The organism is Allobosea sp. FBZP-16, from assembly GCF_002831785.1.
GTDB lineage: Bacteria > Pseudomonadota > Alphaproteobacteria > Rhizobiales > Beijerinckiaceae > Allobosea > Allobosea lupini.
Genome location: NZ_LNCQ01000023.1, coordinates 461755 through 480634, shown reverse-complemented (window position 1 = coordinate 480634; position 18880 = coordinate 461755). Strand labels below are relative to the sequence as shown.

The window sequence follows — 18880 nt, the reverse complement described above, 5'->3', positions numbered from 1 at the left end:
TCAGGGGCGATAATCGGTCGGGGCGACGACCGAGGAGAGATCGACTGTCGCGACGTTGTCACGCGTCACCAGCAGCGCCGGCATGACGACACGGGCTTCGACCGGCTGCTTCGCCGCGGCCTTCAGCGCCTGCGCCATCGCGGCCTTGCCCTGGGCGACCACCTGCTGGATCGAGGTGCAGGCGATGTCGCCGTCCTTCAGCATCTGCTGGGCGGTCGGGCTGAAGTTCGAGGCCGAGACCTTCACAGGCTTGCTCGCCGACTTGAAGGCCGAGACGACGCCGGCGGCCATGTCGTCGGTCGCGGCATAGATGCCGGCGAGGTCGGGGAAACGCTGCGTCCAGTCCTCGGCGGTGCCGAGCGCAGCGTTGCGGTTGTCGGCGAGACGGGATTCGGCGACGATCTTGACGTCGGGCGCCGCCTTGGCCAGCGCCTCGCGGAAGCCCTTGGCGCGCAGGTCCGACCAGGCCTGGCCGGCAGGGCCCGCCATCATCGCGACCGTGCCCTTGCCGCCGACCGCCTTGGCGAGACATTCGGCCTGGAGCTTGCCCATGTCGGCATGGTCGGCGCTGACCAGGGAGGCGAGCTTCGGCGTGTTCGGCGGCGAGGAGATGCCGACGACCGGGATTCCGGCCTCGATCGCGCGCTCGACGATCGGCTTGACCGCGTCGCCATTGGTGGCGCCGATCACGATCGCCGCAACCTTGCGCTGGATCAGGTCCTGCACCTGGGCGATCTGCTGCGAGGCGTTGGCGTCGCCGCCGGCATTGAGCTTCAGAACCGTGGCGCCGCTCGCCTTCGCCTCGCTCTCCATGCCGTAGACGGCAGAGATCCAGAAGGAGGAGGCGAGGTTCGGCACGGCGATGCCGATCGTCTTCTCCTGGGCGAGGGCCGGCGACGCCAGCGCGGCGATGGCGATGGAGGCAAGCAGGAGGCTGCGACGGGTCAGGGACGTCATGGCGATATCTCCTTGGTCTGGCGGTTGCGGGAAAAAAGCGAGCGGAGTGCGGTGTCCATCAGGCCGGAGCCGAGGATGACGAGGCCGACGGTGACCTGCGCCAGGAAGGGCGAGACGCCGCTGAGGTTGAGCCCGGTCAGCACGACCTGGACGAAGAAGGCACCGGCAGCGACGGCGAGGGCGTTGGCGACGCCGCCGGACAGGGCGGTCCCGCCGATGATCGCGGCGGCGATCGCCTGCAGTTCCATGCCGGCGCCTTCGGTCGGCAGGCCGGCGCCGGCCCGGGCCGTCATCAGCGCCCCGGCGAGCCCGGCGAAGAGCCCGCAGAGCTGGTAGGCGCGGATCTGAAGGGCGCCGGCATCGGCGCCGACCAGGCCGACGGCTTCGGGATTGGCGCCGAGCATCAGGATGCGCTTGCCGAGCGTGGCGTGGCTCAGGAGAAACTGGGCACCGAGGACGCAGACGAGGGCGAGCCAGGCGAGCGGCGGCAGGCCGAGCACGGGATCGAAGGCGAGGCTGGTGGCCTGGCCGGCTTCGGTGAGCGGCACGGCCTGGCCGTCATCGCTGACCAGCAAAGCGAGCCCTTTCAACGCGACCAGCGAGCCGAGCGTCGCGACGATCGGCTGCAAGGCGAGACGGCCGATCAGCCAGCCGTTCAGCGTGCCGCAGGCGAGGCCGACCAGGGGGGCGACCAGCAGGCCCATCAGCCCGAAGCTGTTGGCGGCCATTGCGGCGAGGGTTCCGGCGAGCGCGGCGATGGCGCCCACTGAGATGTCGAAGCCGCGGGCCGCCAGGGCGAACATCTGGCCGGTCGCGAGCAGGACGAGGACCCAGGCCTGGCCGGCGATGCTGGCGGCATTGCCGAGCGAGAGGAAGCCGGGCGCAACCGCCGCGAAGATCAGACCGGCGGCGAGAATGCCGGCGGGCGCGACCAGCAGGCGTGGGGCGATGGCGGCGCTCATCCGCGCCTCCCGCCGATCAGAACGCGGGCGGCGTTGCCGAGGAAGGCCCAGTCGCGCTGCAGCAGCACGGCAGCGACGACGAGCGCGCCGAGCAGGATGAGCTGGTAGGCGGTCGGCAGGTTGAGCAGCACCACGATGTTGTTGAGCATGGCGACGATCAGCACGCCGCAGGCGACCTGCAGGACATTGCCGCGCCCGCCGCCGAGCGGCAGTCCGCCGACGGCACAGGCGGCGATGGTCTCGAAGGGCAGGTTCGGCGCGAGCATGGGCTGGCCCGAGGCGACGCGGCTGGTCAGGATGACGGCGCCGAGCGCGCAGAACAGGCCCGCCACGGCATAGCCGGCAAAGACGAGGCGGGGCACGGAAAGCCCTGCGAGCCTGGCGGCCGTCGCATTGGCGCCGACCAGATACCAGCCGCGTCCGAGCCGGGTCTTGGCGAGCAGGACATGCAACAGAGCGAAGGCGACGGCGGCGCAGATGATCGGGACGGGTATGCCAAGAATGCGGCCGCGGGCCGGGAAGGAAAAGGCGTCCGAGGGCGGCGCATCGATCGGCAGACCGCCGGCGAGCCAGGCCGCGAGACCCGAAGCGATCATCAGCATGCCGAGCGTCGCGATCACCGGCGGCACGGCAAAGCGCGCGACGAGCAGGCCGTTGACCATGCCGACACCCACGATCAGCAACGCGCCGAGGAGGAAGGCGCCGACGACACCGGCCGTCGGGAGAGCCATGACGATGACGACGCTCGCCAGCGCTGCCGAGGCGCCGAAGGAGAACTCGATGCCCGCGAGGATGACGACGATGGCCTGGCCGCAGGCGACGATGCCGAGGATGGCGGCGATGCGCAGCACGTTCTCGATATTGCCGAGCGTGCCGAAGCGCGGCACCGCCAGGGCGCTCAGCCCGAAGAGCAGCGCCGTGACGATCAGGATGGCTGGCGGGCGCAGGATGGCAGGCATGCTGGGCGGGCCCCGGTCGCCGAGAGGAAAGCTGCTCATGCCGCGGCCTTTCCGGCGAGCGCGGCCATGATCGTCTCGGTCGAGGCATCGCCCGGCAGGTCCTGCGCGATCGAGCCGTCCCGGACCACGAGGTAGCGGTCGCAGAGCGCGGTGAGCTCATCGAGGTCGCTCGATGCGACCAGAACGGCAACGCCGGTGCGGGCCATGTCGATGACGGCGCGGTGGATCATGGCGCGGGCCGCGACATCGACCCCGCGCGTCGGCTCGAGCAGGACGAGAGCGCGCAGGTTCGGCAAGGCGAGGCAGCGCGCGATCAGGAGCTTCTGCTGGTTGCCGCCGCTGAAGCTCGCGGCCTCGGCATCGGGGCGGGCCGGGTGCAGGTGCAGGCGGCGCAGCAGCGGCTCGATCGCATTGCGCTCGCGTGCCTTGCCGAGGAGGCCGCGGGCGGAGAAGCGCCCGAGCGCGCTGGCCGAGGCGTTGCCGATGGCGCTGACCGGCGGAAACAGCCCCTCGGCATGGCGGTCGGCCGGAACATAGGCAACGCCGAGGCGGACGGCCGCGCGCCGGTCGCCGAGGGCGAAACTCTGCTCGCCGACGGCGATCTCGCCCTGCCCGGGAGCGGCTCCGGCCAGGGTCGCGGCGATGGCGAGCGCGCCGGAGCCGACCAGGCCCGCGAGGCCGACGATTTCGCCGGCGCTTACCGAGAGGTCGAGACTATGGCCAGTTGCCATGCGGACATTGGCTGTTGTCAGGACGGGCTCCGTCCGGGCGCTGCCGGAACGGTGCTCGTGCTCGACCTGCATGCCCAGCATCGCCTTGACCAGCGTGGCGCGGTCGTGCCGGCCGATCGGGGCTGCGTCGATCACGGTGGCGCCGTCGCGCAGCACGGTGACCTCGTCGGCGAGGCGCTCGATCTCGTCGAACTTGTGCGAAATGAAGAGCACGGCTGTCCCGCCTGCGCAGAGATCGCGGACCACGGCAAAGAGCCGGTCGGCCTCGGCCCCGTTCAGCGCTGCAGTAGGCTCGTCGAGGACGAGTATGCGGCAATTGCGGCCGACGCCGCGGGCGATCTCGAGCAACTGGCGCTCGCCGAGCGAGAGCGACGAGACCGCGCGGTCGAGATCGAGGTCGAGCCCGACGCGGGCGAGCCAGGTCTTGGCCTCGCCCCGGGGCACCAACGCCTTGCGGCTGAGGCCGGCCCGGCCGGCGACGAGCTGGAAGGCGGAAAGGTTGTCGAGGACGGAGAGCTCGGGAAACAGGCTCAGATGCTGATAGATCGGCACGATCCCGGCGGCGATCGCCTCGGCCACCGAGCGGAAGGCGACGGGCTTCCCGGACAGAGCGACGCTGCCGCTGTCGGGCTTCACCGCGCCGACGATGATCTTCACCAGGGTCGACTTGCCGGCGCCGTTCTCGCCGAGCAGAGCGTGGACGCGGCCGGCGCGCAAGGTCAGCTCGGCGCTGCGCAGTGCGCAGGTCGCGCCATAGCGCTTGGCGATGTCGCGCATGGCGAGCGCGATCGCTGGCTCGATCGTCATCGGCAGTTCCCCGTTCACCGGTGCCTTGCCCAGGGCAGGTCCGGCGTTGACGAGACGATGAAGCCGTCGCCCGGTCGTCACAAACGAATTGTTCGGCGCTCATGCATGATCTAGTCTCATGCATGAGAGAGGTGCTGCATGCGAAAGAGGCGTCTGCCGCCATTGAATGCGCTGCGCGGTTTCGATGCTGCTGCGCGCCATCTGTCGTTCACCAAGGCGGCCGAGGAGCTGAGCCTGACGCAGGGCGCCGTCAGCCGGCAGGTCAAGGAGCTCGAGCTCCATCTCGGGCAGGAGCTGTTCCGCCGCTTTACCCGCAGGATCGAGCTCACCGCCGAGGGCGAGCAGTTCTTCCGGAGTGTCGAGAGCATGCTCGACGAGCTCGAGCGCGCCGCCGGCCGCTTCAGCCGGCGCAAGGACAGGGCGACGTTGACGGTGTCGGTGCTGCCGACGATCGCCTCGGTCTGGCTGATGCCGCGGCTTCACCTCTTCACCAGCCTGCACCCGCAGATCGAGCTGCGCGTCGTCTCGTCGATCGAGCCGGCGGATCTGCTCGCCCATGAGGCCGATGTCGCGATCCGCGTCGGCCGCCTGCCGGGCCGGCATTACGAGCGCAACCAGCCACGGATCGAGCTATCCATGCTGACGCGCTGGGACGGGGTCCATGCCGACGAACTCTTTCCCGATCGGCTGGTCCCGGTCTGCTCACCGGGTCTGTTGGGTGAGACGGACGTCACTGCGGCCGATCTGGTGCGCTGGCCGCTGATCCATACCTCGACGCGCCGCCATGCCTGGCCCGACTGGCTCAAGGCTCATGGCGTGCGCGCGGCGGTCGAGATCGAGCAAACGCTGCAGTTCGGGCATTTCTTCATGTCGCTCGATGCGGCGCGCCAGGGCCGTGGCATTGCCCTGGTGCCGGACATCATCCTGGCGCATGAGGAGGGCATGCGCGGCTTGACCGTTCCGCTGACCAGCGAGCTCGACAGCGCCGGAGAATATTACCTCCTGATCCACGAAAGCCGTTTCGACGATCCGCGCGTGCAAGGTTTCAGGAACTGGGCTTTGAAGGAGTCGTTCAAAGTTCGCGGCAATCCACCGAAGCTCGTCCCGGCCTGACAGGGCGAAGGGTGGCGGCAGGCGATGTTGTGATCAGGCGGGACCAGAAGAGCAAAAAGCGCGGGAATATCCAGCGCTTGCGTGCGTCTCAAATCCAGTCACCCTTTTTGGAACGGATATTCCGAGTGACGCGGCGCTGCCGCTGCCATGCCGCAGGTACTGCCTGCCGCACAGGCCGTGAACCATGAAGTGGCGGCGACCACGCATGTTCCGCCATCGCAAGATGGTCAGGGCAGGGGGGCTGCTTATCCGCAGCGCCATTCGCTTCGCTCGGGACAAGCCTTCAGAACCGTCGAGAGTGAGAACAGGACGGTTGCGCCCCGGCCGCCTCGGATAGGCGAATTGTAGCTCAGTGGTGCAGCAACGGTGAGGCCCGCCTCGACGGAATCGTTGAACCGCAGGCGCACGCCGCCACCCACGGCGGAGAGGGACTGGACGATGTCTTTCGGCACTGCATAGCTGCGAACGGCTCCCCCCTCGACGAAGCCGAAAAGCTGGACGTTCTTCAGGAAAGACAGAGCCGGCCGGTAGTCGTAGCGCAGCTCGGTCGAACCGGCGATGCCGTTGTCGCCGGCGAGCCAGCCGCTCTGGAAAGCGCGGCCGAAGGCGGCGCCGCCAAGATAGAATTGCTGCGAGATCAGCAGCGCCTCGGAGCTGACCTGACCCGAGGCCGCAAGCTTCATCGACCAGTTGCCGCCAAGGCCCTGATAGCGCGTCAGCGCGCCCTGCAGGGCGTAGAAGTTGCCCGAGCCGTCGAAGCGCGAGAGCAGCGGGTCGTAGCGGCGTGAGGCGCCGTCGATGCCGAGGCCCTTGCGCAGGCCGAGCGTGGCATAGGTCGTCCCTTGCCAATCATCGCGAAGGCGATAGTCGGCGGTCAGGCTCGCGATCCGCAGGCGGTCGCGGTAGTTGACGCCGAAGGCGCTCTCCTCGGTGACGTCGCTCAGCCCGAACCCTGCGGTGAGCGAGAGCGACTGCCGCTGTGTCTGCAATGCGACGATGGTCGCTCTGGCCTCCAGGTTCTCGGCATCGGACCGAACACGGTCGAGGCGACGCAGGTCGCCGGGCCAGACCACGCTGCGCGAGGCCGAGACGCCGACCCGCAGCCAATCACCGCCGAGCGGTGCGTCATAGGAGATGCGGCCATAGCGGAGCTCCCGCGTCGAGCCCGGTACCGATGAGAGATTGACCGCCAGCGTATCGCCGGGGATGAGCAGCGAATTCAGCGCCGCGCCGAAATAGGCCTGCCAGGGGCCGACGGCATTCGAAGCCGCATTGTCGAAGCCCGCGGAGACGAACACGCTCCAGCTGTCGAGCATCACGGTCAGGCGAAAGCGTCCGGTACTGGTGCCGATCTCCTCCAGCGTGGTGTCCTTGACGCGCACGCCCGGCAGATCGTTGACGAGCAGGAGCCGGCGTTCGAGCGTCTCCAACCTGGCCGGCGTCTCCTCGCTGATCGGCGCCAGCATGCGGCGCGTGCCGAATCGGTTAGCCTCGTCGCCCTGCACCACGAGCTCGGTGATGGTACCGGCGATGATCCGGATCGTGACGATGCCGCCCTTGATGTCCTGGGGCGGGACGATCGCGCGTGTCAGATGATAGCCGGCGTCGCGATGGAGCTGGCCGATCTGGTTCGCGAGGGCGGCGAGGCCCGCTTGTGAGATCGGCCTGCCGAGCCTGTCCCGATAGACGGCAGCGATATCGCCGGAATCGAGTGGACTGTCGCCTTCGATCCTCACCGCGGCAAGCGTGAACAGCGCCCGGTCTTCGCCGGCCGGTTGGTCGGGCGCGGATCTGGCAGTCGGGACCGAGATCCCGGTTTGGGTTTCCTGCAGCCGCTCGGCCCGCCGCTGCTCGAGACCCTGGTCACTGGGCTGGATTGGCGGAACCGGACGGAGGCTGTTCTGGGCATGCGCCGGCGCGATCAAGACCGGCGAACACAGAGAGAGCAGAAGTATCGCTGCCCGCAAGCTGTCGTTGCATAGCTTGTCCGCCCGCCGCCGTGCCATGCTCAGTACGCATCCGCCTTTTTGGGCTCAGCCAGCCTGCACCCCACCAAAATCGGTAAATTGACATGGTTAATCAAAGCTTAATGCGGCCTTCGATTATAGACGACCACGCTAAGTCAGAATTCATAACTGGCTGTTAGCAAAGGGGCATAGCTGGCTTTCACCTCCAGGATGGAGACCGCCGACCCATGCCGCGAGCGATCCGCATACTCTTCGCTGCGGGCCTTCTGGCCCTCTTGGAAGCGTTGAGCCCGAGGCCGGCTTTGGCGGAGGACAATATCTGGCAGGTCAGCAAGGTCTCGGGCGAAGCCTGGATCGCCGGGGCCGGCGTGCAGCCGGTCTCGCTCGGCCAGGCCACGACGCTGAAGCCCGGCGATACCATCCGCACCGGACGCAATGGCCGCGTCCTCCTGGTCCGCGGCGCCGAAAGCATGCTGATCTCGGCGAACGCGCAGGTCGCCGTGCCGACGACGAGTGGCTCGGGTCGCTCGACCATCCTCCAGCAGGCGGGCTCGATCCTGCTCGACGTGGAGAAGAAGAACGTCCAGCATTTCGAGGTAGAGACCCCCTTCCTCGCCGCCGTGGTCAAGGGCACGCAGTTCCGCGTCACCGTGACCTCGGGCAGCGCCAAGGTCGACGTTCAGCGCGGCCAGGTGCAGGTCTCGGATTTCCGCTCCGGTCAGTTCGCGCTGGTCCAGCCCGGCCAGGCCGCCAGCGTGGCCGGAACCGGGGCCTCTGGCCTCAGGTTCTCTGGCAGCGGGCAGTTCAATCCGATCCAGCAGGGAGCGCCGCGCACCCCCTCGATCCGCGCGATTTCCGTCCCGCGTGACGGCCTGTCGCGGCCGCCAGCGGCAGGCAAGGAAGAGCGCCGGGCCAGCGCCGGCGAGCCTTCGCACCGCGCTGTTTCCAGCAGCGGCGGGACCGTGCGCATCGGCACGGCGCTGGGCGAGGTCAATGTCAACGTCCAGGCGGTGACCAAGGGCTTGGCGCGCAATGCCGATGCGACAGCCAATGCCTCCGGGCGCAGGCAGAGCACGACCTGGTCGACCCAGGACCTGTCGCCCGCAGGCAGCACCTCGAACAATGTCCAGCGCGGCGGCAGTTCGGAGCTCGGTCGCTCCGAGGCTGCGCAGACTCTGGCCAGCGTCAACGGCCAGGCGAACGCCAAGTCCAGCGGCCCCGGCAGCATCGGCAATGGCAGCGGTAACAACGGCAATGGCAATGTCGGCGGGAACGGCCGCGGCAACAGCGGCGACGGCCATGCCTCAGGCAACGCCGGCAACGGCAACGGGAACGGCGGTGGCAACGGAAATGGTAATGGCAACGCTGGCGGCAACAGCAGCAATGGCAACAACAATGCCGGCGGCAACGGCAACGGAAACGGCGGTGGCAACGCTGACGGCAACAGCGGCAATGGCAGCAACAATGCCGGCGGCAACGGGAACGGCGGTGGAAACGGCAATGGCAATGGTGCCGGTGGCGTGAATATCGGGCTGAACCTCGGCGGCCTCAGCGTGAGGGTGAATCTCGGGCGCTGATGTCTTGACGAAATCGTCAGCTTTTCCGCGCTAGGGTCGGGATGACTGAACTCGATACCCGGCAGGGTGGCAGACGGACGTGACGCTGTATCGGCCACACCTGATTGCCTGCGGGCTGCTTGCGCTGGCCTGGCTGGTCGGCCTGCCCGCAGCATTCGCGGATCTCATCAGCGACAAGCGTTTCCTCTGGCCGAAGCGTCCGGCCAGCGAAACCATAGCGCTGGTCGAGATTGACGCCCCCTCGCTGGCGCGAATCGGCGTCTGGCCATGGCCGCGCCGCCATCATGCCAAGCTGATCGAGCAGCTCGAGACGGCAGGCGCCACCGAGATCCTTTTCGACGTCGACTTCAGCGCCCGCTCCAATCCCGTCGACGACGCGGCTTTCGCGGAGGCGCTGGCGAAGGCCGGTGGTTCCGTCGTGCTGCCGACCTTCCAGCAGAGAGCCGGCGACCTCAATCGCGGGCTGACATTGCATGTGAACCGGCCCTTGCCGGAGTTCGCGGCTCACAGCTGGTCGGCCGTGGTGAATGTTCTGCCCGAGACGGACGGGCTGGTTCGCCGCTATGGTCTCGGCGCACGCATCGGCGAGTTCCTGCCGTCGTTCGGCGCGCTGCTGGTCGGCCGCCATGACGAGCAGGGCGCACCGTTCCGCATCGATTTCAGCATCGGCACCGATACGGTACCGGCCGTGCCCTACATCGCGGTGCTCGACGGCGAGCCACAGGCACTGGCGCGCCTCAAGGGGCGCAAGGTCATCGTCGCCGGAACGGCCGTCGAACTCGGCGACCGCTTCAACGTCCCCAATGGCCGCGTCATCCCGGGCTCCATGCTGCAACTGCTGGCTGCCGAATCGCTGCTGCAGGGCCGCGCCCTGCAGAGCACCGGCCTGCCGCTGTCGCTCGTCGGCATAGTCGCCATTCTCGTGGGGATGGTCGTGCTCTGGCGGCGCACCAGCGCAAGGGCGCGCGTCGCCATCGTGTTGTGGGCGGCGGCTTCACTGGAGGTCGGGGCGTTCCTCATCCAGACGACCTGGCCGATCATCGTGGACACGAGCAGTTGGCTCCTTCTGCTCGGCGCCTATCTGATCGCCATCGCGCTTCACGAAATCGATTTGCGCGGGCTGTTGCGCGGGATCGCCGAACGACGCTTCCAGCGTATCGCGATGTCGCTGGGCGATGGGCTCGTCTGCCTCGACGATCAAGGCCGCATCGTCTTCTGGAACCCCGGCGCGGCCAAGATATTCGGCTATCCGGAGGCGGATGCGCTCGGCAAGCCTTTCACCGCCTGCCTTGCCGACCCGGAGCAGCTCGCCCGCCTGCAGCATGCCGCGGCGGTGGACGACCACATCCTCGATCTCGTCGGGCTCAGGCGCAACGGCGAGCGCTTTGCCCTCGAGGCGAGCGTCTCCAGCTGGCAGGGCACTGACGGGCGTCAGTTCGGCCTCGTCCTGCGCGACATCACCATCAAGCAGCGCGAGCGCGAACGGATTCGTTATCTGGCCGAGCATGACGACCTGACCGGGCTGCTCAACCGGCATGCGCTCGCAGAGCGTCTGGCATCAGAGTTCGATAAGGGCGGCGCGCCCGTATCGGCCTTGATCCTGATCGGCATCGACCGCTTCCATCACTTCAGCGACATCCATGGCCGGGAATTCGCTGATCAGGTGCTTGTCGCGTTTACCGCACGGCTGCGCGCGCTGATGCCTGCCGATGCCGAGGCCGCTCGTTTCGCCGATGACGAGTTCGCTCTGATTGCGCCCAAGGAGTTCGCAGCAGCGGTGGCGAATGACGTTGCGCGTGATTTTGGGTCTGCCGCTCTTGTCTTCGGCGAATGGCGCCAGCGGGTGGCGGTACGCATCGGCTATGCCGTGGCAGAATCAGGCTGGAGTGCCGACCACCTGATCGGAAACGCCCATCTGGCGCTCGAGGCAGCCATACTGGCCCGCGACGAACAGCCGATCGGTTTCGCAGCTGCCATGCGCGACAGGATCGCGTCGCAACTGGCGCTCGAAGCCGAGCTCCGCCTTGCCCTCGAGAAAAATCAGTTCGAGCTGTTCTACCAGCCGCAAGTGCTCCTTTCGGATCGGAGCGTGATCGGGGCGGAAGCACTGATCCGTTGGCGCCATCCCGTGCGCGGGCTGATCCCGCCGGGGCAGTTCATTCCGGTGCTGAACAATTCTCCTCTATCCGATGCGGTTGCGACCTGGGTTCTGGCCACGGCTTGCCAGCAGTCCCGGCAATGGCAGATGGCGGGCACGCCGGTCCGGGTCGGCGTCAACCTGTCGCCCTCGCAATTGCAGGGCAGCGAGCTGCAGGACACGGTCGCCACGCTTCTCGACGAAACCGGCCTCGCGCCGGAGCTGCTTGAACTGGAAGTCACCGAAGACATCCTGATCGAGGATGCCCAAAAGGCGCAGAAGACGTTCCGCGAAATCCGCGCGCGCGGCGTCAAGATCGCCTTCGACGATTTCGGGACCGGCTATGGCAGCCTGAGCTATCTCAAGGCGTTCCCGCTCGACACGTTGAAGATCGACCAGACCTTCGTGCGTCAGCTGCTGAATGACAGCGGCGACGCCGCCATCGTCCGCGCCACGATCGATCTCGGCCGCTCACTCGGCCTCTCGATCATCGCCGAAGGTATCGAGGACCTCGAAACGGCCAATCGCCTCAAGGGCATGGGCTGCGACGAAGGGCAAGGCTATCACTTCGGTCGGCCGCTTCCCGCGCCTGAATTCGAACAGCTGTTCCTGGCGCGTCGGTCCGTCGCGTGACTTGAGCTGGCGGCCTGACTTGGCCTGACGAAAGCTCGCTCTTGGTCTGCCGGGTAGGAACGTCCGGTTCCCAGCAGTTCGTCAACGAAAGCTCCTGGCGCATCGCTGATGCGATGGCGATTAGCGCGGAACATCCAACCACCTGAGAGCGAGGCTGCGACGATCGTGCGCTTTGGAACCTCTGGCGGACGGGATGCGTTTGCGTCATGATAGAACATATAGTGAACATGGAGGCTTGCTTGGCGCAGCTCACCACGCTTCAAAAGCTGGAAATTCTCAGCGATGCCGCGAAGTACGACGCCTCCTGCGCGTCGAGCGGGACGGCGAAGCGCCATTCGGTCGGTGGGAAGGGCATCGGCTCGACCACGGGCTCGGGCATCTGCCATTCCTATGCGCCGGACGGGCGCTGCATCTCGCTGCTGAAAATTCTGCTGACCAATTTCTGCTCCTATGACTGCGTCTTCTGCATCAACCGCAGTTCGAGCAACGTCCAGCGGGCGCGCTTTTCGGTCGAGGAGGTCGTGGCGCTGACGCTGAATTTCTACAAGCGCAACTATATCGAGGGTCTGTTCCTCTCCTCCGGCATCATCCGCTCGCCGGACTACACCATGGGCGAACTGGTGCGCGTCGCCGAGAGCCTGCGGCTCGATCACGATTTTCGCGGCTACATCCATCTCAAGCTGATCCCGAGCGCGAGCCAGGAGCTGATCGACCGCGCGGCCCTGTTCGCAGACCGGGTCTCGATCAATGTGGAGCTGCCGAGCGAAACCTCGCTCAAGCGCTTCGCGCCGGAGAAGCAGCCGCTCGACATCCGCAGCGCCATGGGCGGGCTCAAGCTCAGGATCGACGAGGCCGCCGCCGAGCGCGAGCGCTCGAAACGGGCGCCGGCCTTCTCGCCGGCGGGGCAGAGCACGCAGATGATCGTCGGCGCCGACGATGCCACCGACGCGACCATCCTGCAGCGCAGCGCCAATCTCTATGGTGCCTATGGCCTGCGCCGGGTCTATTACTCCGCCTTCAGCCCGATCCCCGACTCGTCGAAGCAATTGCCGCTGTCGGAACCGCCGCTGATGCGCGAGCATCGCCTCTACCAGGCCGACTGGCTGACGCGCTTCTACGGCTTCGAGGTCGACGAGATCATGGACGCAGCGCCGGGCGGCATGCTCGACCTTTCCGTCGATCCCAAGCTCGCCTGGGCCTTGCGCCATCGCGGCCGCTTTCCCGTCGACGTCAACCGCGCCGAGCGCGAGATGCTGCTGCGCATTCCCGGGCTCGGCACGCGCAGCGTCGATCGCATCCTCGCCATGCGCCGCTTCCGGAGCTTGAGGCTGGAGGATGTCGGGCGGCTGGTGCGCTCCTTGCGCGTGCTCCGGCAGTTCATCGTCACCAGCGATTGGCGGCCGGGCTCGGCGCTTGACGGCGAGCGGCTGAAGGCGCAGCTGGCGCCGAAGCCGCAGCAACTGGCGCTGCTCTGATGTACGTCGCGCGTCTGTCCCATCCAGCCGACTTCGAAGGCTGGCGCGACTTCGCCCGGCGCTTCGCGCAAGCGCTGGTCGCACCCTCGGCGATCGACTGGCGCGTCGGCGATCAAGATACCGGCCTGTTCGGCGAGGATGTGGTCGAGGGCGGCGACGGCAGGGCGCTCAGCGTGCCGCGCGCCTTCGTCGGGCTGGCGCAGCAGGTGATCTGCCATAGCGATCCCGCGCGCTTCGACCTGCTCTACCGCCTGCTTTGGCGCCTGCAGGAGGAGCGCGAGCTGCTCCAGATCGCCTCCGATCACGACGTCCATCGCGCCGAGGCGCTGGCGCGCTCGGTCCGGCGCGACATGCACAAGATGACCGCCTTCGTGCGCTTCCGCGAGGTCGATGACGGGGAGGGCGGCGAGGCCTTCGTCGCCTGGTTCGAGCCCGAGCATCACATCCTGGAGAAGGTCGCGCCCTTCTTCGTCGAGCGTTTCACGACGATGCGCTGGACGATCCTGACGCCGCGCGGGACGCTGCTCTGGGACGGGCGCGAACTCAAGCTCGGCGAGGCGGCGACGCGGGCGCAGGCGCCGACCAGTGATGCGATGGAGGAGTGGTGGCGAACCTATTACGCCAGCATCTTCAACCCGGCCCGGCTGAAGCCGAAGGCGATGAAGGCCGAGATGCCGGTGAAATACTGGCGGAACCTGCCGGAGGCCGAACTGATTGCTCCCCTGATTGCCGATGCCGCCAGGCGAACGCAGGAGATGATCATGAGCGCGCCGACATCACCCCAGAAGCGACGGCCTGCTCCGGCGCCGGACCTGGCCGCTGCCGACCTTTCGGCAATCGAGAGCTGGGAGGATGCGGCGTTCGCTGCGCGCTCCTGCCGGCGCTGCGATCTCTGGTGCGATGCGACACAGACGGTTTTCGGCGAAGGCCCGCGCAATGCGCCGGTGATCTTCGTCGGCGAGCAGCCGGGCGATCATGAGGATCTCGCCGGCAAGCCCTTTATCGGCCCGGCCGGCAAGGTCTTCGATCGCGCCATGGCGGATGCAGGGCTCGATCGCACCCGAGCCTATGTCACCAATGCGGTGAAGCATTTCAAATTCCAGCTGCGCGGCAAGCGGCGCATCCACGAGAAGCCGAATGCCGGCGAGGTCAAGGCCTGCCGCTTCTGGCTCGATCTCGAGCTCGGCTTGGTCAAGCCGCAGCTGGTGGTGGCGCTGGGCGCGACCGCGCTCAAGGCGCTGACCGGCCATGCCGGCCCGCTGGCGGCAGCACGCGGGCGCGAGCTTGCGCTGCCGGATGGGACGCCGCTGCTGGCGACCGTCCACCCGTCATATCTGCTGCGCCTGCCGGACGAGGAGGCGAAGGAAAACGAGACCCGGCGCTTCCTCGACGATCTCAAGCATGTCGGCCGCCTCGCGCCGGGCTTGCGCCTGCCGAGAGCGGCTTGACCGGGGCCAACGCCGCCGGCACGACCGGAGCGGTGTGTCAGCCGGCCGCCGGCTCGCTCGCCAAGACGTTCGCCCTCTGCATATCGGCGATCTCCTCTTCCCTGATGCCGAGCTCGCGAGCGATTTCGACATTGTGCTGACCGAGCAAGGGTGCGACCCGCTGGGGTGTCGTGTCACAGTCCGAGAACCGGAACGGCAGATTGGGAAGCCTGACTTTGCCGAGCACCGGATGGGTTTGCTCGAGAATCATGTTCCGGGCCGCGACCTGCGGATCCGCGAGCACCTGGTCGATCGTCTGCACGGGCGCGGACGGAACGGACGACGCGTCGAGAGCCGCAAGGCATTCGCGCGTCGTGCGTGCCGAGCTCCAGGTCTTCACCAGCGCGGTCGCCTCCCGGTAATGCGTTGCACGGCCGGTCGGCGTCGCGAACTTCGGGTCTAGCGCAGCGCCGCCGATCAGGCTCGCCAGTCGGGCCCAGGCCTCGTCAACCTGGGCGGCGATCACAATATAACCGTCCGAGCTCGGGAAGACGCCATAGATCGGCGTTTCCGGCGAATCCGAGCCGGTGCGCCTGGGGAGCTCTTCGCCATCGGAGAAGGTGTAGCGCTGCACGGCATAATCATGGATCGAGATCATGCAGTCGTAGAGCGCCAGGTCGATATGCTGTCCCTTGCCGGTCGCGACGCGGCCCAGCAGGGCGGCGCAGATTGCGGCGACGCCGTGCATGCCGGCATACATGTCGGCGATCGGAATGCGCAGCAGCGGCGGCGCCTCCCCGTCCGTGCCGAGCTGCGCCATGGCGCCCGATTTAGCCTCGGCGATCAGGCCGAAGCCAGGCCTTGCGGCATCCGGCCCGGTGTGCCCGTAAGCGGATACCGAGCAATAGACCAGCCGGGGATTGCGCGCCGAGAGAGCCGCATAGCCGAGGCCGAGCTTTTCCAGCGCGCCGGGGCGGTAGTTCTCGACGAACACGTCCGCCGTCTCGACCAGATTCATCATCATGTCGAAGCCGCGTCGGTCCTTCATGTCGACGCAGATGCCGCGCTTGCCCATGTTCTGCTGAAGGAAATATCCGGATTGCCCGTCCTTGAAATAGCCGTGCGCGCGGCCGGCGTCGCCGCCGCCCGGGCGCTCGACCTTGATGACGTCGGCGCCCATCGCCGCCAGGCAACGCGACATGTGCGGCCCCGCCAGGAAGTGGCTGTAGTCGATCACGCGGATTCCGCTGAGGGGCAGGGTCTGTGGCATCTCAGGCCTCCGGCCGCTTCAGGATCATCAGCTTGTGCTCGCCGGTCTGCACGATCTCGCCCTTCTGGTTGATGAGGTCGGAGGCGATCGACACGATTCCCCAGCCCGGCTTGCGGGTTTCGCGCATGGAGGCAACGCGATACTTCACATGGATCGTGTCGTCGGCGCGGATGGGCAGTTTGAAATCCCAGTTCCAGCCGAGCGAAGCGCCCGGCGGGAACTGCAGCGAGCCGCGCGTCTTCAGGCCGTCCGCGAGCGAGAGGCCGAAGAGGCCATGAGCGACGATGCCGCCGAAATGCGAAGCCTTGGCGAAGTCTTCGTCGACATGCACGGGCGTATGGTCGCCGGTCAGGTCGGCATAAGCCTTGATCATCTCCTTGGTCACGGTGACTTCGGGCGTGATGCCTTCCTCGCCCACCTCGACCTCGTCGAAGTAGCGTTCGTGCGCTTTTTTGGGCGGGCTCTTGGCGTCCATGGCAGACCTCAAAGCGTGGAGTAGACAGCGGGCGCCTCTGGGCCTGCCGGGAGGAGCTCGACGACGAAGCCATCGGGCAGCTTGAGCCAATGGCTTCCGCGCGGATCTGTGGTCACGTCGGAAAAGGCATGGGCGGCCGCAATGGCCGCCGCGACGTCGCCGCACCGGATCCCGACATGATCGGCATGGCCTCGCACACCGTCGAAATCCGCAGCCGCGATCAGTTGCATGCCGCCGATCCAGATCTGCTTCGGATCCGCGCCGTCGCCGTCGACCTGCCGGACCCTCCATCCGAAGACGGCCTCGAAGAAGCGGATATGCCAGGTAAGATCGCGAACGCGAATCGCGACATGTTCGAGATAGGCCTGTGTCGTCATGCGGCGACCGCCCGTGCCGAGATGCCCGTTCTCGTCTCGACGCCCTTGACCAGCGCGACCAGCGTCGCGTTCACCGGGGTCGGAACACCCATCCGGCGTCCTTCCCGGACGACGGCACCGTTGATGAAATCGATCTCGGTCCGCCGGCCGTTCTCGAGGCTTTGCAGCATCGAGGTCTTGAACTCCGGCGGCAGGCCCGACGAGGCTTTTCTCCAGGGCGCGCGAGGGTCGCTCGTCGCCAGCCGGATTCCACAGGCCTGTGCCACCGCCATCGCCTCTGCGACCGCCGCGACGGCGGTCTCCTCGATCTCGGGCAATTGGTAGAGCTGGCCATAGGTCAGGCCGGTCACCGCCGCGAGCGCCCCTGTCGCAACATTGACGAGCAGCTTGTCCCAGATCACGGCGCGGATCTCGGCGCTGACGCGCGTGTCCAGGCCGGCCTCGGTCAACGCCTGCGCAAGAGCGGCGGCGCGTGGCGTTACCGCGCCGTCCATTTCGCCGATGATGGTTTCCTTGCCAGCGACGCCGCAGAGCACATGGCCTGGCCCGAGCATGACGCCGCCGGTATAGGTCCTGCCGGCGAGGACATGCCGCCGGCCCAGGATCGACGTCAGCAGTTCTTCCTGGCCGACGCCGTTCTGGAGAGAGATCACCAACGTATCCGGCCCGACGATGCTGCGGGCGGCCGAGACCGCCGCCTCGGTATCGGGAGATTTGACGAGCACGAGGACGAGGTCGACGGGCGCCATCCCGGCGGTGTCGATGGCGGCAGCCAGATGCACGATCCGATCATGGCCATCGCCCCTCAAAACGAGCCCGCGCTCGCGAATGGCGTCGACATGTCCACGATTGCGGTTGACGAGCGTGACCTCGTGCCCAGCCTCGGCGAGCGTCCCTCCGATAGCGGAGCCAAGAGCTCCCGCGCCAAGGATGCAGATCCGCACTGTCGACCTTCCCAACCGATCCGATCGCGAAAGGGCTATGACCGCGCGAGTGAGCTGTCTATGTAATGAAGGAAATCACCATCATAGCTTTTTTCAATGAGCCAGAACGATATCGACGTCCTCGACCTGCGGCTTCTGCGCCTGTTCGATGCGATCCACGCCACCAGCAGCATTACCAAAGCCGCGGACGCGCTCGACCTGTCGCAGCCGACCGTCAGCATTGGTCTCGGCAAGCTCCGGCGCCATTTCGGCGATCCGCTCTTCGTGCGGACGCCGGACGGCATGCTGGCGACACCGCTCGCCGACGGCCTTATCGTCGCGGTTCGGGACGCGCTCCAGGCGCTGCGCCAGGTCTCGGAATGGCGGAACGCGTTCGACGCCGGGACCTCCTCCCGGTCGTTCGTCATCGCGATGACCGACGCGAGTCACATCACCCTGCTTCCCGAGCTCCTGTCGGCAGCCTGGGAGATCGCGCCGAGCATTCGGCTGGACGTCACGCGGATCGACGACCGGTTGTCGGCCGCCCTGCAATCCGGCGATGTCGACCTGGCGCTGGGATTGATCCCGAGCCTCGAGAACGGCTTCTATCAGCAGAAGCTGTTCGAGCAGGACTGGATCTGTCTCGCGCGCCAAGGGCATCCGCAGCTGACGCAGGGGCTGTCGCTGCGCACATATCAGGCTGCGGCCCATATCGGCATCATCTACGGAACCGGACAGTTGCTGCTCGAGAAGGCCCTGGCGAGCCACGGCATCGATCGCCGGATCGTCCTGCGTCTTCCCGGATTTCTGGGGCTCTCGTCGATCCTCGCGGATAGCGACCTCATCGCGACCCTGCCCCGCCATATCGGCACGACGCTCGCCAGGCTCGGCGGCCTTGCCGTTCACGAATGCCCGTTCGCCATCGACGGCTTCTTCGTCAAGCAGCACTGGCACGCCCGCTATCATCGGGATCCGGCGAACCAATGGCTCAGGTCGCTGTGCGCGCGGGTATTCACCAGGCAGGCCGAGCGGAAGTGACATTGACTATCTCAATGACGATCATTGTCTTCATTGCATAGACATGGCGGCG

15 protein-coding genes are annotated in these 18880 nt (G+C 67.1%); 6 read left to right on the top strand and 9 right to left on the bottom strand.

Going from position 1 to position 18880, the window contains the following annotated elements:
* From CXY91_RS12125 to CXY91_RS12110, 4 genes are read right to left on the bottom strand one after another with little or no spacing between them, the layout of a single operon-like run.
* On the bottom strand, positions 1-957 hold the full coding sequence (locus tag CXY91_RS12125; RefSeq protein WP_248307450.1) for a substrate-binding domain-containing protein: 957 nt from the start codon (positions 955-957) through the stop codon (positions 1-3).
* On the bottom strand, positions 954-1919 hold the full coding sequence (locus CXY91_RS12120) for an ABC transporter permease (RefSeq protein WP_100961584.1): 966 nt from the start codon (positions 1917-1919) through the stop codon (positions 954-956). Before CXY91_RS12120 ends, CXY91_RS12125 begins: the two co-directional genes overlap by 4 nt.
* Positions 1916-2917 carry an ABC transporter permease gene (locus CXY91_RS12115; RefSeq protein WP_100961582.1) on the bottom strand — a complete coding sequence of 334 codons (1002 nt, stop codon included), beginning with the start codon at positions 2915-2917 and terminating at the stop codon, positions 1916-1918. Before CXY91_RS12115 ends, CXY91_RS12120 begins: the two co-directional genes overlap by 4 nt.
* On the bottom strand, positions 2914-4416 hold the full coding sequence (locus tag CXY91_RS12110) for a sugar ABC transporter ATP-binding protein (RefSeq protein ID WP_100961580.1): 1503 nt from the start codon (positions 4414-4416) through the stop codon (positions 2914-2916). The genes CXY91_RS12115 and CXY91_RS12110 overlap by 4 nt, the downstream gene beginning before the upstream one ends.
* Positions 4417-4554: 138 nt before the next feature.
* Between CXY91_RS12110 and CXY91_RS12105 the strand changes: the two genes are divergently transcribed.
* Positions 4555-5529 (top strand): LysR substrate-binding domain-containing protein, encoded by a 975-nt coding sequence (locus CXY91_RS12105; protein WP_100961578.1) that lies wholly within the window; start codon positions 4555-4557, stop codon positions 5527-5529.
* A 245-nt stretch (positions 5530-5774) separates the two neighbouring features.
* Here CXY91_RS12105 and CXY91_RS12100 read toward each other — a convergent pair whose 3' ends face one another.
* Entirely contained in the window at positions 5775-7535 is a 1761-nt protein-coding gene (locus CXY91_RS12100) for a ShlB/FhaC/HecB family hemolysin secretion/activation protein (RefSeq protein WP_100961576.1), read from the bottom strand.
* Positions 7536-7798: 263 nt separating this feature from the next.
* Between CXY91_RS12100 and CXY91_RS12095 the strand changes: the two genes are divergently transcribed.
* The 4 genes from CXY91_RS12095 (at position 7799) to CXY91_RS12080 (ending at position 14766) form a co-directional block, all read left to right on the top strand.
* On the top strand, positions 7799-9073 hold the full coding sequence (locus tag CXY91_RS12095; protein WP_248307449.1) for a FecR domain-containing protein: 1275 nt from the start codon (positions 7799-7801) through the stop codon (positions 9071-9073).
* Positions 9074-9152: 79 nt separating this feature from the next.
* The gene (locus tag CXY91_RS12090) at positions 9153-11843 is read left to right on the top strand and encodes an EAL domain-containing protein (protein ID WP_100961572.1); all 2691 of its coding nucleotides are present in this window, start codon (positions 9153-9155) and stop codon (positions 11841-11843) included.
* Between the two features lie 227 nt (positions 11844-12070).
* Positions 12071-13318, top strand: a complete 1248-nt coding sequence (locus CXY91_RS12085) for a putative DNA modification/repair radical SAM protein (RefSeq protein ID WP_100961570.1) — start codon at positions 12071-12073, stop codon at positions 13316-13318.
* On the top strand, positions 13318-14766 hold the full coding sequence (locus CXY91_RS12080) for a UdgX family uracil-DNA binding protein (RefSeq protein WP_100961568.1): 1449 nt from the start codon (positions 13318-13320) through the stop codon (positions 14764-14766). The genes CXY91_RS12085 and CXY91_RS12080 overlap by 1 nt, the downstream gene beginning before the upstream one ends.
* A gap of 37 nt (positions 14767-14803) precedes the next feature.
* Here the strand turns inward: CXY91_RS12080 and CXY91_RS12075 are convergent, their stop codons facing one another.
* From CXY91_RS12075 to CXY91_RS12060, 4 genes are read right to left on the bottom strand one after another with little or no spacing between them, the layout of a single operon-like run.
* Positions 14804-16015 (bottom strand): CaiB/BaiF CoA transferase family protein, encoded by a 1212-nt coding sequence (locus tag CXY91_RS12075; RefSeq protein WP_100961566.1) that lies wholly within the window; start codon positions 16013-16015, stop codon positions 14804-14806.
* A 1-nt stretch (position 16016) separates the two neighbouring features.
* Complete coding sequence (locus tag CXY91_RS12070; RefSeq protein WP_100961564.1) at positions 16017-16490, bottom strand: MaoC family dehydratase; 474 nt, start codon at positions 16488-16490, stop codon at positions 16017-16019.
* Between the two features lie 8 nt (positions 16491-16498).
* Positions 16499-16867: a VOC family protein gene (locus tag CXY91_RS12065; protein WP_100961562.1), complete on the bottom strand. Its 369-nt coding sequence runs from the start codon at positions 16865-16867 to the stop codon at positions 16499-16501.
* Positions 16864-17811, bottom strand: coding sequence for a ketopantoate reductase family protein (locus CXY91_RS12060; RefSeq protein ID WP_100961560.1), 948 nt, complete (start codon positions 17809-17811; stop codon positions 16864-16866). Before CXY91_RS12060 ends, CXY91_RS12065 begins: the two co-directional genes overlap by 4 nt.
* Positions 17812-17907: 96 nt before the next feature.
* Here CXY91_RS12060 and CXY91_RS12055 point away from each other — a divergent pair, with 96 nt between their 5' ends.
* Positions 17908-18828 (top strand): LysR family transcriptional regulator, encoded by a 921-nt coding sequence (locus CXY91_RS12055; RefSeq protein ID WP_100961558.1) that lies wholly within the window; start codon positions 17908-17910, stop codon positions 18826-18828.
* The last annotated feature ends 52 nt before the right edge of the window (positions 18829-18880 follow it).

Bases quoted from the DNA above. Each gene is read 5' to 3' on its own strand.
- CXY91_RS12125 (WP_248307450.1), bottom strand. From the start codon at position 957: ATGACGTCCCTGACCCGTCGCAGCCTCCTGCTTGCCTCCATCGCCATC.
- CXY91_RS12120 (WP_100961584.1), bottom strand. From the start codon at position 1,919: ATGAGCGCCGCCATCGCCCCACGCCTGCTGGTCGCGCCCGCCGGCATT.
- CXY91_RS12115 (WP_100961582.1), bottom strand. From the start codon at position 2,917: ATGAGCAGCTTTCCTCTCGGCGACCGGGGCCCGCCCAGCATGCCTGCC.
- CXY91_RS12110 (WP_100961580.1), bottom strand. From the start codon at position 4,416: ATGACGATCGAGCCAGCGATCGCGCTCGCCATGCGCGACATCGCCAAG.
- CXY91_RS12105 (WP_100961578.1), top strand. From the start codon at position 4,555: ATGCGAAAGAGGCGTCTGCCGCCATTGAATGCGCTGCGCGGTTTCGAT.
- CXY91_RS12100 (WP_100961576.1), bottom strand. From the start codon at position 7,535: ATGGCACGGCGGCGGGCGGACAAGCTATGCAACGACAGCTTGCGGGCA.
- CXY91_RS12085 (WP_100961570.1), top strand. From the start codon at position 12,071: ATGGAGGCTTGCTTGGCGCAGCTCACCACGCTTCAAAAGCTGGAAATT.
- CXY91_RS12080 (WP_100961568.1), top strand. From the start codon at position 13,318: ATGTACGTCGCGCGTCTGTCCCATCCAGCCGACTTCGAAGGCTGGCGC.
- CXY91_RS12075 (WP_100961566.1), bottom strand. From the start codon at position 16,015: ATGCCACAGACCCTGCCCCTCAGCGGAATCCGCGTGATCGACTACAGC.
- CXY91_RS12070 (WP_100961564.1), bottom strand. From the start codon at position 16,490: ATGGACGCCAAGAGCCCGCCCAAAAAAGCGCACGAACGCTACTTCGAC.
- CXY91_RS12065 (WP_100961562.1), bottom strand. From the start codon at position 16,867: ATGACGACACAGGCCTATCTCGAACATGTCGCGATTCGCGTTCGCGAT.
- CXY91_RS12055 (WP_100961558.1), top strand. From the start codon at position 17,908: ATGAGCCAGAACGATATCGACGTCCTCGACCTGCGGCTTCTGCGCCTG.